This window comes from Paenibacillus wulumuqiensis (assembly GCF_000971965.1).
Classification (GTDB): Bacteria; Bacillota; Bacilli; order Paenibacillales; family Paenibacillaceae; genus Saccharibacillus; species Saccharibacillus wulumuqiensis.
The window spans coordinates 359606-372662 of the sequence record NZ_KQ040794.1 but is presented as its reverse complement, the minus strand read 5'-3'; the positions used below and the strand labels follow the sequence as shown (position 1 = coordinate 372662).

General features: G+C 50.9%; 10 protein-coding genes and 1 riboswitch. Of the genes, 4 read left to right on the top strand and 6 right to left on the bottom strand.

Annotated elements, in window-relative coordinates; genetic code table 11:
* Nucleotides 1-15 precede the first annotated feature (15 nt).
* The 3 genes from sdaAB to WH45_RS06645 form a co-directional block, all read right to left on the bottom strand.
* Nucleotides 16-681, bottom strand: coding sequence for an L-serine ammonia-lyase, iron-sulfur-dependent subunit beta (gene sdaAB / locus WH45_RS06655; protein ID WP_046213598.1), 666 nt, complete (start codon nt 679-681; stop codon nt 16-18).
* Between the two features lie 267 nt (nt 682-948).
* Nucleotides 949-1062, bottom strand: a riboswitch (glycine riboswitch).
* Between the two features lie 252 nt (nt 1063-1314).
* Nucleotides 1315-2103 carry an SDR family oxidoreductase gene (locus WH45_RS06650; protein WP_046213597.1) on the bottom strand — a complete coding sequence of 263 codons (789 nt, stop codon included), beginning with the start codon at nt 2101-2103 and terminating at the stop codon, nt 1315-1317.
* 114 nt (nt 2104-2217) lie between these two features.
* The gene (locus WH45_RS06645; protein ID WP_046213596.1) at nt 2218-4992 is read right to left on the bottom strand and encodes an ATP-binding protein; all 2775 of its coding nucleotides are present in this window, start codon (nt 4990-4992) and stop codon (nt 2218-2220) included.
* A gap of 559 nt (nt 4993-5551) precedes the next feature.
* Here WH45_RS06645 and WH45_RS06640 point away from each other — a divergent pair.
* Both WH45_RS06640 and WH45_RS06635 read left to right on the top strand, forming a co-directional pair.
* On the top strand, nt 5552-6253 hold the full coding sequence (locus tag WH45_RS06640; RefSeq protein WP_046213595.1) for a response regulator transcription factor: 702 nt from the start codon (nt 5552-5554) through the stop codon (nt 6251-6253).
* A 34-nt stretch (nt 6254-6287) separates the two neighbouring features.
* Nucleotides 6288-7274, top strand: a complete 987-nt coding sequence (locus WH45_RS06635; protein WP_046213594.1) for a DMT family transporter — start codon at nt 6288-6290, stop codon at nt 7272-7274.
* A gap of 253 nt (nt 7275-7527) precedes the next feature.
* Here the strand turns inward: WH45_RS06635 and WH45_RS06630 are convergent, their stop codons facing one another.
* The 3 genes from WH45_RS06630 to WH45_RS06625 all read right to left on the bottom strand — a co-directional run bounded on the left by WH45_RS06630 (nt 7528) and on the right by WH45_RS06625 (nt 10584).
* Nucleotides 7528-9579, bottom strand: a complete 2052-nt coding sequence (locus tag WH45_RS06630) for an iron ABC transporter permease (protein ID WP_046213593.1) — start codon at nt 9577-9579, stop codon at nt 7528-7530.
* Nucleotides 9576-9713, bottom strand: a complete 138-nt coding sequence (locus tag WH45_RS23555; RefSeq protein WP_156075150.1) for a hypothetical protein — start codon at nt 9711-9713, stop codon at nt 9576-9578. Before WH45_RS23555 ends, WH45_RS06630 begins: the two co-directional genes overlap by 4 nt.
* A 214-nt stretch (nt 9714-9927) precedes the next feature.
* Nucleotides 9928-10584 carry a restriction endonuclease gene (locus WH45_RS06625; RefSeq protein ID WP_052723647.1) on the bottom strand — a complete coding sequence of 219 codons (657 nt, stop codon included), beginning with the start codon at nt 10582-10584 and terminating at the stop codon, nt 9928-9930.
* 320 nt (nt 10585-10904) lie between these two features.
* On the opposite strand from WH45_RS06625, the gene WH45_RS06620 reads away from it, so the two are divergent.
* Together WH45_RS06620 and WH45_RS06615 are read left to right on the top strand one after the other, a co-directional pair.
* A complete protein-coding gene (locus WH45_RS06620; protein WP_046213592.1) occupies nt 10905-11696 on the top strand; it encodes an SDR family oxidoreductase in 792 nt (263 codons plus the stop codon).
* Between the two features lie 376 nt (nt 11697-12072).
* Nucleotides 12073-13020, top strand: a complete 948-nt coding sequence (locus WH45_RS06615; protein WP_046213591.1) for a sulfurtransferase — start codon at nt 12073-12075, stop codon at nt 13018-13020.
* Nucleotides 13021-13057: the final 37 nt, after the last annotated feature.

Below are 13057 nucleotides of genomic sequence, written 5' to 3'. Positions count from 1 at the left end.
GTTCACAACCTTCCATTAATCCAGATTAATAACGACCGCACGGGTCACGTAAGGTAATTGTTCGATTCTATCCAGCACCTGCTGAACAGGCGCGCTATCCAGTTCGATGATGGTCATGGCTTCACCGCTGCGTGATTTGCGATCCACATCCATAAAGCCGATATTCAGCTCGGATTCGCTCAGTGTACGCGTAATATCGGCCAGTACACCCTTACTGTCCTGATGTTCAACTGCCAGTGTCGGATACTGCCCCGAGCCCTTGAGATCGAATCCGTTCATCTCATGAATCTCGATATTGCCGCCTCCGATCGAAGCACCTGCCAATTCGGCTGTCTGCTCACCTTGGCGCAGCCGGATACGTACAAAGTTGGGATGCGGATAATTGCCGCTCCCTTTATCAAACTGGATCGTCATGCCCAGCTGATCCGCTTCCTCGGCTGCATCAGGCAGACGCGGATCATCGGGGCTGTAATCCAGCAGGCCTCCAACCAGCGCCAGATCGGTGCCGTGTCCCCAGTAGGTCTCGGCAAATGAACCATACAGAATGATATCCGCATGCTCCGGGCAGACGCCCAGCAGCTGTCGGGCTGCCCGGCCGAGGCGTGCTGCTCCTGCCGTATGTGAACTGGATGGTCCTACCATCGATGGGCCAATAATATTGAATACATTTTTAAAACGCATTCTGATTCCTCTTTCCCGCATATGCGCCTGTGAATTGTTGTCTTGAACAAGTTATATTCCGGCAGAGATCTGCTGCATGCTGTCTCTCTTCACTCCATCTGCACCGCTGCCAATTCTATAGCTTTTCCATATATTCCACGAGTTGACAGCAAAAAGGACAGAGCAAAGCCTGCAAGGGCCTATTGCTCTGTCCTCGTTACCTGAGAGTTTGGACGGGAAACTGCTCCTGTCATACCCCTTGGGTGGCTTGCGCTCTCTCCAGAGTTGCGTCCGGCAGCGGTTCCTGGTACCTGAGAGATTGGCCGGGGGGCTGGCATTCCCTCCGACTTGCTCCTTCGGTGGCGGATCGCATACATCCGCAGACTCTCCCGCTATCTTCATTCGCAGTCTATGTTATGGGGAATATCCCCGCTTGGGTTCTGCTCATTATCCTTGTCATCCCTAGCTTAATTCAGTCAGTACAACACTGTCAATTCCCTAACCAAAAGTTATGTCATCCAGACATTTACTACCCAAATATCCCCTTTCCCGAACAGGAAAAGAGGATAGAAGTTCTGCTGCCCATGATGCAGCAGCATATCGTATTTGGGTCATGTAATGAGGCTGCGGCTATTACCCAATCCAGGCTGCGGACTACATCAGCAGCGATTCGGTTCCATCCACAAATACTTCCGTACCGGAAATCTGGGACGCCTGCTCGGAAGCGAGGAAGAATACCAGATTGGCTACCTCCTCTGCTTTGCCCGGCTCGCCTTTGAGCGGATGCTGGCCGTCCGGATATTCCACCTGAATCTGTACCTTTTTGAGATCATCGCTCTCATAGGTGTTGTCTTCGATATCGGTGTCGATAAATCCGGGACATACGGCATTTACCCTTATTTTGTAGCGCGCCAGTTCCAGCGCGGCCATTTTCATAAAGGCCGTCTGTCCGGCCTTGGACGTCGCATAGGCGGAAGCGCCGATTTTGGAGAATGTACGGTTACCGTTAATCGAGCTGGTAATGACGATACTCCCTCCACTTTGCTTCATATAGGGAATGGCATATTTGACAGTTGCAAAAGTACCTCTCAGATTGATCTCAATCGTACGGTTCCAATCCTCTATCTCCATCGTCTCGATCGGAGCGGTCTCTCCGTTAATGCCTGCATTGGCAAATACGATATCAATGCTGCCGGATTCTTCACCCGCCTGCTTCATCGCCTGCTCAATCATCTCGGGACGCGAGACATCGCATTCGATCACGCTGGCCTTGCCGCCGGCATTTTCAATTTCGGCTTTGGTCTTCTCCGCCTCTTCGGGCGTACGGTCCAGCATATACACTTTTGCGCCTTCGGCAGCGAGACGGATTGCGGAAGCTTTCCCGATACCCGAACCTCCGCCGGTAACGATTGCGGTTTTGCCTGCTAATGTTAATTCTGCCATGTGAGTCATGCCTCCATTTTCAGAATCTGCTTTCCTGTGTCTGTCCGCATGATGCCGCAGACCGACCTGTACGTACAGTAGTAACCGTAAGGCTGGAAAGATGAATCAGCAGGCTCAATCAGGCGGTGTATACTTCGGCAGGGTGAGGGTAAATATGGAGCCGGACCCCGGATTGGAGGATACCTGAAGCTGACCATGATGATCCTGCACAATCAAATGGGCGATATACAATCCGAGCCCGGTACCGCTGACCTTGCGTGAAGCCTCAGAGTGCGAGCGGAAAAACTTCCGGAATACATGCGGCTGATCCTGCTCGGGAATACCGATGCCATAATCCTGTATCGCAATAACGACAGAATCTTCTTCCTGCTGCACATGGATATCAACAGCCATGCTGTCCGGTGAATATTTGAGCGCATTGCTGATCAGATTATGAATCACCTGAATCATCCGGTGCTGATCGCCCATAATATACAGCTCTTCACCTTCATTGTGCACACAAATCCGGTGCCGGGAATGAATGTCCCACTGATAACAGACCGTCTGCACCAGATCGCGTACCGGCAGGCAGCTCATATGGTACTCAATATGCCTGGCTTCGATACGCTGACTGTCCAGGAAATCGTCGAGCAGTCTGGACAAGCGGTCTCCTTCCTGCTGAATCGTATGCATGAACTCCTGCCGCTTCACAGCCGGCATATCTTCATAAAGGGTCAGCATCTCAATATAGCCCATAATTGCCGACAGCGGCGTTCTCAGCTCGTGAGAGACGACGGTAATCAGTTCATCCTGCATCTGGCGGACTCTTCTCTCTTCCGTACAGTCGCGGAATACGAGCAGGAAGCCATGTTCGATCTCTCTCACCGGATCGATTACCGGTGTAACGTAGAGCGACAAAATGCGCTTGCTGCGCAGCAGAATCAGTTCACCCTGCTCCCAGTGCTCCCCGCTGTTCATATAATATTCCAGCCGGTCATTCAGGGAACCGGTATTGACGGTTAGCTGATCAATATGAACGAGCAGCTCGGTAATCGGGCGGCCGGTATAATCCTCCAGATTAAAAAATGCCTGCATCGTCGGATTCATAAACGAGATCAACTGCTGGGAATCACACATGACTACTCCTTCTTCGACCGATTGCAGCAGATTGCCAGTGATGCTTTTTTGCCTTTCGGCTGCTCCCTGTTCTTCCAGCAGACGGTCATTTAGCAGCTGCAGTTGACGGGCCTGTTCATTGTGCTGTTCTTTGAGATGCTCTTCTTCTGTCAGATCATGAACGAAAAAGGTACGGAATGAAGTACCTTCCGCCAGCACCTTGCTGCGTGTCAGCTCCACCGGGAATGTTGTACCGTCAAAGCGGGTCGCCTGCACCGCAATGCAGGTGTCTCCATCATCACCGGGCTCCAGCAGAATAATATCCGACAGCGGACGACCGATCACCTCTTCCTGTCTGCAGCGGAACATCCGCTCGGCCGCCGGGTTGAAGTCGGTAATCCGCAGATGGCTGTCCGTAGAGATAATCCCGTCGATCGCCATCTGTAGAATGGCATTCTTCTGCGCCTCACTCTCCGCCAGATCAAACGTACGCTCCACAACCCGGATTTCCAGCAGTTCCTTGTCTTTTTTGATCTGCAGATACTGGTGTTCCATAATGCTGACGACCGACTTGAAGTTGCGTATCAGCTTGCGCACTTCAATAATATTCGTCTCCGGCCATTCCAGCGGACGGTTCTCTTTGACTTTGGAAGGAATATTATTCGACGCCTTGGCCAGCTGCATCAACGGACGGGTCAATTTACGGCTGATCGGACGTGCCAGCACCAGCGCAACCACAATTACAATTAATATTTTTAAGATACTACATAGATAAAAGGCATAATATGGGTATAAATAAAAGTTAAGAGGCATAGTTAAGACAAGACGATATTGTTGCGACAATGGTACATTCATTACCAGATAAGACTCCTGCCAGCGTTCCAGCTTGTATTGCGCCCTATCCGGGAACTGTTGATAGACGCTCCCATGGACAGGCTGATCCTTCAGCAGCAGCTTGCTGTATCCTGTATTATCCGCAAAGCGGCTTACCATATCCGCATTCATTGTCGTATAACGGGCTTTGCCGGAAGCATCCAGCATCATGGAATCCATCATAAAGTCCTTTTTGAAATCAATCATCAACGATTGAATCCGGTCCGGTCTTATTAGCAGATTCTGCTGAATTTCCTGTATATACAAACGTGAAGACCGGCTCATATATTCCGATCCGTAGCCCAGTATATCTTCAAACTGCTGGCGTCCATTCACAAACATGACCAGCAGCGAAGTCAGCACCACCGAAGCCAGCAAATATTTAAAAATGATCCTTCCCAGCGATATCGGATAACTCGGGCGGCTGCCGATTGCAACCCGGCTTAGCAGCGACTCGACACCAATCGAAGCGATCAGTCCATTGATGATGCCATTGAGTACATTGTTTATCGTCAGCAGCCCGATCAGCCGGTTATCGGTATTCTCCAGCGCATCCCGGTATACGATATACAGTAAGGGCAGTGCAATAAATATCCAAAATGATGCATCCACCTTCAGCAGACTGCTTCTCGGAAATACACGGGAGCATAAGCATACAAAGATCAATTCCAGTCCCAGGACAGTGATAAGCAGCCCATATGATCCTGTCCACAGGAACGGCAGATTGATAAGCAGCAGCGCAGGCAATGCGAACTTCAGCCCGTACAGCCTTACAATCATCAAGGCTGCCGTACCTCCAAAAATAAATTGCAGCACGACCGACAGATCCAGCTTGAAGCAGTTTACGGCTATACCGAGAATCGTCAGGATGCCTGTCCCCAGCCAGGGGGATTTTAACCGGTGAAGTATTTTGTGATTCATAACGAACGGTCCTTTCTCACACGGACAGCAGCGTCACCCGTAAGACCGTCTGACAAATCGTCATACTACGCCTGAGTGCATGTATACCTGATCCAGATGTTCCGATACGACATGGTCTGTCTGTCACATTGATCAACATAAAATATTCCTTATCCACCATATCCGCTAACAATGGTACAATATATCCGTATTTGTCAGAAGGTTTGTTAGCGAAATCTGTATGTAAAGTATATTGCTGTCAGCTTGTTTTATTATAACGTCAAGAGACGGTTTGGAAAATAATTCATATTGTGTTCAGATGTATAAAACTATACTTCCAGTAACCTTACTATCTTACATATTGAACAGAATTACCATGGGATCAGCCAAATTTATACCTATCCATCATGATCCTGCACAGCCATTACAGCAGGCTGCGAACCGATTCCCCTTAACGATTGAACTTTTACAACGGTTTATTCGTATGTTTGCAAAAAATAGTTCACTTAAAACAGCTAATGGGCTTGATCGTCATGCATACTCATCAAGCTTATAATTTTTACACAGGAGAGTGACTGGCATGCCCATCAAAGTTTTGCTTATTGAAGATGAAAAAAGTCTCGCTGATATGATCGCATTTTTCCTGCAGGAAGAAGGTTACCATACAGAGCTGATTCATGACGCCAAAGAAGCAATTGGCAAACTTAATGACTATCAGCCCGATATCATTGTGACTGATCTGATGCTGCCCGATCTGAGCGGCAGTGAGCTGGTACAGCAGATCCGCCGGCAATCCACCGTGCCGGTACTAATGATCTCAGCTAATACGATGCTGAACGAGCGTCTCAAGGCACTGGATAACGGCGCAGATGACTTTCTCTGCAAGCCGTTCAGCCTCAAGGAGCTGGATGCCCGGATCAAGGCGCTGCTGCGCCGCAGTGGTCCCCAGCGGCTCAATGGCTATAATACAACTTCTCCTGTAGCCGCCCAGGTACAGTCGAGAATCTCGGTTAATGATTATCGGCACAGCCTGTTTGTCGAAGGTCAGGAAGTGGAAGTCACCCAGATCGAATTTGCGATTATGCGGGAGCTGTATCATTTTCCCGGCAAAGTATTCACGCGTAACGAACTGATGGACCGGATCAAGGGGGGCGACCGCGCCTATCTGGAGCGTACGATCGATGTTCACATTTCCAATCTGCGCAAAAAAATCGAACGGGACCCCAAAAACCCCGAGCATATCCTAACCGTATGGGGTACCGGTTACAAATATGTAATGTAAAATCAGGCTGAACTGGCAGCATAGGAGAGCAGACATGAATCAATCCATCAAGACCCGTGAGCACTGGATTCCACTGGAAGTGCTGTACGTGATCGGTATTATCGCTATTTCGTTTTCATCCATCTTCATCCGCTGGTCGGACGCAAATGTATCGGTGATCGCCATGTATCGGCTGTACTTTACCGATCTGCTGCTGCTGCCGCTGGCGATTCGTTATTATCGCGAGCTGTTCCGTATCCCGCCCAGAGTGTGGCTGATGCTGTTTATTTCCGGACTGATGTTGGCGCTGCATTTCCTGCTATGGATGGGATCACTGCGGCTGACGACGGTAGCCAGCTCTACCGTTATTCTCACCCTGGAGCCGATTATGGTCGTAATCGGTTCGTACTTTCTGTTCAAGACACGTACCAACCGGTATATGATTATCGGTATGGCGATGGCAGTTATTGGCTCTATCGCGATTGGACTGGGCGATTTCAAAGTATCCGGTACGGCGCTGCAGGGAGATATGCTGTCCTTTTTCGGTACAATAGCGGTAGCCATACATATGCTGATCAGCAAGCATATCCGCTCTCATATGGAAGCCTTGATCTATAACTTCTGGGTGTTCTTTATGGCTGCCAGTGTGCTTGCCGTGTATAATCTGGTCAACCATATTCCATTTACCGGCTATGAAGCGAGAGACTGGGGTGTGTTCTGGCTGTTGGCTCTCGTTCCGACGCTGTTTGGACATTATCTGTTCAACTGGCTGCTCAAATATATGAATGCCGGTGCCGTCTCGATGGCTGTGCTCGGAGAGCCAGTCTTCTCTTCCCTGCTGGCGTTCTGGCTGCTCGGCGAAGCGCTGACCGGTATGCAGCTTGGAGCAGGTACACTGATCCTGCTGGGTGTCTGGGTATTTATCCAGTTTGGCAAGGACAAGACCGAAGCGCTCGTTCCGCCGGACATTATGGCACCCGAGGGAGAGAATGCCGAACAGCAGCAGGAGAAGCTGACACCCGTGTCCGGTAAAAATCACTGATCGCTCCAATGAACAAACAGGCCCAACAAGCACCTATACAGCTAAATAAACCTCCCCTCTAACCCTTTAAGTGTACAGGGGATGACTATCGACAAACTCATACGTCATAACCAAAAAGAGCTGTCCCTCATCTTCACGATGAACAGGGACAGCTCTTTGGGCTGCAAGTCTGGGTTACATAGCAACCCGGATCATTTAACCATTTTCCAAATCACACTTCGTCTACCCTTCTTTGCTGCCTGATGGTACAGGATTAGCTCGTCGGACGATGCCAATTGGAACGATACATCAGATAGAGGAAGTACGGAGCGCCGATCAGAGCGATCAACAGACCGGAAGGAATCTCTGTCGGTGCGATCACCGTACGTCCCACCGTATCGGCCAGCACAAGCATGACCGCGCCGGTCAGTGCAGACAGAAACAGTGAACGCCGCATGTGATGACCGGTCAGCAGACGCACCATATGCGGCGCGATCAGACCGATAAACCCTACCGTACCGACACAGGCTACCGCGCCTGCTGCCAGCAGTACACCGACCGCCATCGCCAGCAGGCGTGTTCTGCGTACAGACAGTCCGAGTCCCGAGGCACTCTGATCGTCAAATACGAGCAGTTCGAAGCGCCGGGCCATCCACCAGGCGACCGGTACAAGCAGCACGAGGAAGATACCGATCATCTTCACATGATCCCATGTACGGGCATAGGTGCTGCCGGTCAGCCAGATGTAGCTGGACCCACCCCACAGGGCGCCCTGGACGATCAGAATCTGGATGCCCGCACCGGCAATCGCAGAGATCGCGATACCGAGCAGTACGACCGCAGACGGATTTAACCCTTTATTCCAGGAAAGGAAGAAAATGATCGACGCTGCAGCCCCTGCACCTGCAATCGCAGCAATTGGCACCATAAATGCAGGCAGCGCAGGCCACAAAATCATAATTATCATCGCGCCCAGTCCCGCTCCCGAGGACACCCCGACGATCGAAGCATCCGCGAGCGGATTGCGCACTGCTATCTGGATCAGCACGCCGCTAATCGCCAGCGCCGCACCTGCACCCGCTGCCACCAGCGTACGCGGGATACGGAACTGCAGCAGCGCCGAATACAGTCCATCCGAACTGAACAGCGAAGGCAGTAGATCGCCCAGCGGAATACGCAGGCCGCCAAACATCGTGCTGCCTACGGTCAATACAACTGCCAGCACCGTAAAAATAACCGCCAGTCGGCCAAACGGCCAGCGCTGGGCAGATGCTCCTGTACTCATCGAAGCAGAGCCGCCGGCGCCATTGGCTGCCTTCATTTTCACCAGTACAAGCCAGATCAGCCATGGTGCGCCGATTAATGCCATTACTGCACCTGTTGGCAGTTCCATGCTGGAGTTATGGACCATCTTGGCGAGTACATCGGCGCCGATCAGCAGCGCTGCTCCCCAGATGAATACACCCGGCAGCAGCCAGCGATGAGCACGTATACCACTCAGACGAACGAGATGCGGCGCGACCAGGCCGACAAAGCCGATCGGTCCCACCACACTAACGATAATCGCAGCCAGCAGCACAGCGACCAGCAGACCGCCGGCACGCGCTACGCCTACCTTTTGTCCGAGAGAGGAAGCTGTCGATTCATCCAGATCCAGTACATCCCACTGTCTGGACAGCAGCAGTGCCGCGATCGCGATACCTACGACCCACGGCCAGGCATACTGTACCCCGCTCCAGTCATTTTGTACGAGTGTACCCGATCCCCACAGGAACAGCCCCTGCGTCTCCAGGGCAAAGAAAATATGCAGCGCACTTGTAAATGAGCCGAGCACCATCGAGATAATCATTCCCGACAGCGCGAGCCGGACCGGACTGGAAGATCGCCCTCCGCCCATCAGATAAGCTGCCGCTGCCGCCATCAGCCCGCCAAGCGCCGCGAACAGAAAAGGCGACGTACGGAGCAGATCCGGAAATAATACGGTTCCCAGTACAACGACAAAATAAGCACCTGCATTAATCCCGAGCGTATCCGATGCCGCCAGCGGATTGCGGGTGATCGTCTGCAGCAGTGCGCCGGCCACTGCCAGTGCGCCCCCGGCCAGAATACCGATCATCGTACGCGGCATGCGCAGATCCCAGATCATATTATGGTTCAGCGAATCCTGTCGTCCTGTCAATGCTTCCATTACCGTATGCAGCGGAATCGCCGCTTCCCCATAACACAGGCTCACGAAGAAAAGCACTACAAGAGCGGCCAATCCGCCGCCATAGATGCTGACGACGCGCCACGGGTACATGGAGCCTGTTAATGGAACCGAACTCATCGTGCAGCCACCCCGGCAGCCTTGTCCGCAGGTCTACGCGAAGCTCTACCAGTATGGTTAACCCGGTCATAGTCAGCCAGCAGACGATTCATTGCCATTCCCTCTATTGCTGTATGTATTGTTTGTGGCATCACGATTCCATCCCCCTGTGTATGTATATCTCATAATCCATAATGATAATCATTATCATTATCATTATGGATTATGAGGGTGTATATTCGCTTTGTCAATGTAGATCACTTACTTTTTAACGCAGAAAATAACCGGGCAGATAAAACTCCCGGCTGAACGTTCTCTATTCTCTGTTTCTTGTAAATCAGAAGCCGCCTCAAAAGCCGCGTCCCCGTCCTAGCGGTTACGCAGCCATTTCTCTGCCTTGCGGTCCTTGCCGATAGAACGCATAGGCTTATCCAGGTACTCTGCCCACGGAGACAATACAGTATACGCTTCCGCCTCGATACAGTCCATCGCGTCTTCATAATGTCCTGACTTGAAATCATCCATCAGTTGGATCAGATCTTCACGATTGAGCAGCTTGACGCCATTCACCCCGGCCAGTGTCTCACAGGCAGCGGTAAAACGTCTGGCGGACGTCAGCACAATCGAGCGTCCTGCCTGGTAGTAGCGCATGGAACCATACACTTCCTGAACCGCATCAAGACTGATCGCATTATTCTCCTGATATCGCTTGGCCTGCAGTACATTGCGCACACCATGACGGTCGGTAAAGACCAGATCCGCGCCAAAATCGCTGCTGTCCTTGGTCTTGAAGGTATCTACGTAACCCAGTTCATGGAACAGACGGTATAAATACCTCTCAAACTCCGCCCCCTCCATCTGGTCGATATCTCCAATCGTAATTCGCCGCGGGTCCAGCTGCTCCCGCCGAATACGTGCACTGCGGCGCCGGAGTCCACGAATAATCAGCACGAGCAGCAGAATGACTATTACTGCTGTCAGTCCATACATCCACATCGGCTGGGCTATAAAAAAATCGTTGTTCATATCTTGGATGTCCCTTCTTCTATGTGTTCTTCTGTGTATTCTTCTATATCTCGAAGTAACTATACCAGATCCGCTCAGGCTGCGGAAGATATTGCCTTCCAAGCCGCTGCTTTGCTGGGTCTTCCGCTGCATTTTGCCATAATCAATCAGGAGTCGCTGCACTGGTTAACAGCCCTTTTGAATCCCAGCGATGTGATCCTGTTATGCCTCGTGTCGGGATTGCCTTCTGGTTAACTGCCGATGAGTACGGGTAAATGCAGTATTAGTGACATGTGCGAAATAATTTTCCAAATCATTTTCAATTCAAGGAGGACAATCATATGCTAGGTAAAAAAACCATTTTCATCACAGGTGCAGGCAGCGGGCTCGGTAAAGGAGCTGCGATTGGACTCGCCCAAAAAGGACATAAAGTGATCGCTACCGTCGAAACAATCTCCCAGGTTCCTCCTCTGCAGGACTATGCCAAGGAACAAGGACTCAATATTGAAGTATTCAAACTGGATGTAAATAATCCGCTGGATCGTGCCCAGCTGGAGAAATACGATATCGACGTATTTGTCTCCAATGCAGCGATCGGTCAGGGTGGCCCGCTGGCTGAACTGCCGGTCGAGAACCTGCGCCAGATTTTCGATACCAATGTATTTAGCTCCCTGGAGTTGGTACAGATTGCCGCGCGCCAGTTTGTTGCCAAGAAGAAAGGTAAAATCATCTTTATCAGCTCCATTGCCGGACTGAGTGTAACGCCGTATCTCGGACCATACTGCGCATCCAAGCATGCTGTTGAAGCAATTGCGCAGGCGCTCAAGGACGAACTGGCCGAGTTCGGTGTCCAGGTCGCTACGATCAACCCGGGTCCTTTCAAAACCGGCTTCAACGATATGATGTTCGCCGAGAAGGAAAAATGGTACGACGAGAAGACCAATTTCACCAAGCGCTCCGATATAATGAAAGGCGAGAAAATGCTCGCCCAGCAGTTCGATCCGCAGGATATGATCGACAAAATGGTCGAGATCATCGATGCCAAGCATCATCCTTTCCGCAACGTCTATCCGGAAGCATCCGAACAGCAGGTCAAGGAATATCAGGCCAAGCTGTGGGAAGAGCAGGTCTAATCATCAGCACACATCTTGTATGCGATTATACCGATAATGCTTCTTTAAAAGGAATTACTTTTTAGCAGATCATAAACGGCTGGTTTTACAGAATCATTTGTAAAAGTTATATACCAGTACCTTATTGCCAGCAAGAATACTATATTACCGAAAAGCCCGCTGTGTGCGGGCTTTTTTATTTTATATCCGGAGCTTGCTGCTGTACGTCATATACTGATGAAAATGAACGCTCCAACGCAACATCTCCTGTACCACATCCAGAATAGATGCCGCCGCCGATACAGTGTAAAATAGAAAGCATACTTATATCTACAGACATTCCAATGCAGCACAAATCATATTTATTCCATTTTCATAGACGAAAGGAGCACAACATATGCAAAATACCGTATCCATCAAATGGCTGCTCGCCCGGATGTTCGAACCGGACCTCGTTATCGCCGACTGCCGTTTCTGGCTGAATGACCCGCTGGCTGGACGGCAAAACTACAATGAAGCCCATATCCCCCGTGCCATCTATCTCGATCTGGAGGAAGATCTCTCCTCCCCGGTCAGTACTCATGGTGGTCGCCATCCGCTGCCCGAGCCGGAACAGATGGCCCGCATCTTCGGTCGTGCCGGACTAAGTCAGGATGACCGGATCGTTATCTATGATGATAACAACGGTATGAACGCTGCCCGGCTGTGGTGGATGCTGACTTATCTGGGGCACAATCAGGTGTACATACTGGAGCAGGATTTCAGCGTCTGGAAGCAGGCCGGCTATCCGGTAACTGATGAGCAGCCGGTAGTTGTGCCGAAGACATTTGAAGCGCGTCCACAGAAAGATATCGTGGTGGATGTCGATTATGTGCGCCAGGTGTCAGAACGACTGTCCGGATCGGGCAGTACCGATGCCGAGCAAGCGGGCAATGTTAATGATACGACTGCTGACCATACCGTCAGCAGCAACGAAGCAGACTCCAATATACATCTCAACACGTCAATAGTACTTATCGACTCACGTGCTCATAACCGCTATCTGGGACTGGAAGAACCTCTGGACAAAAAAGCCGGTCATATCCCCGGCGCAACCAATTTTTTCTGGCAGGATGTACTGACCGAAGCCGGCAGTCTAAAATCTGCGGAGCAATTGGAAGAACAATTTGCCGGACTGGATAAAAACGCAGAGATCATTGTGTATTGCGGCTCCGGTGTGTCGGCTTGTCCGAATGTATTTGCCCTGAAGCAGCTTGGATTCGAAAATGTGAAGCTGTATCCGGGCAGCTGGAGTGACTGGATCTCGTATGAAGATAATCCGATTGCGACAGGAGAAGAGGTTTAAAGTTGCTTAAAGCAGGAAAGCCCGCATCCAATGCGGG

Bases quoted from the DNA above. Each gene is read 5' to 3' on its own strand.
- sdaAB (WP_046213598.1), bottom strand. From the start codon at position 681: ATGCGTTTTAAAAATGTATTCAATATTATTGGCCCATCGATGGTAGGA.
- WH45_RS06650 (WP_046213597.1), bottom strand. From the start codon at position 2,103: ATGGCAGAATTAACATTAGCAGGCAAAACCGCAATCGTTACCGGCGGA.
- WH45_RS06645 (WP_046213596.1), bottom strand. From the start codon at position 4,992: ATGAATCACAAAATACTTCACCGGTTAAAATCCCCCTGGCTGGGGACA.
- WH45_RS06640 (WP_046213595.1), top strand. From the start codon at position 5,552: ATGCCCATCAAAGTTTTGCTTATTGAAGATGAAAAAAGTCTCGCTGAT.
- WH45_RS06635 (WP_046213594.1), top strand. From the start codon at position 6,288: ATGAATCAATCCATCAAGACCCGTGAGCACTGGATTCCACTGGAAGTG.
- WH45_RS06630 (WP_046213593.1), bottom strand. From the start codon at position 9,579: ATGAGTTCGGTTCCATTAACAGGCTCCATGTACCCGTGGCGCGTCGTC.
- WH45_RS06625 (WP_052723647.1), bottom strand. From the start codon at position 10,584: ATGAACAACGATTTTTTTATAGCCCAGCCGATGTGGATGTATGGACTG.
- WH45_RS06620 (WP_046213592.1), top strand. From the start codon at position 10,905: ATGCTAGGTAAAAAAACCATTTTCATCACAGGTGCAGGCAGCGGGCTC.
- WH45_RS06615 (WP_046213591.1), top strand. From the start codon at position 12,073: ATGCAAAATACCGTATCCATCAAATGGCTGCTCGCCCGGATGTTCGAA.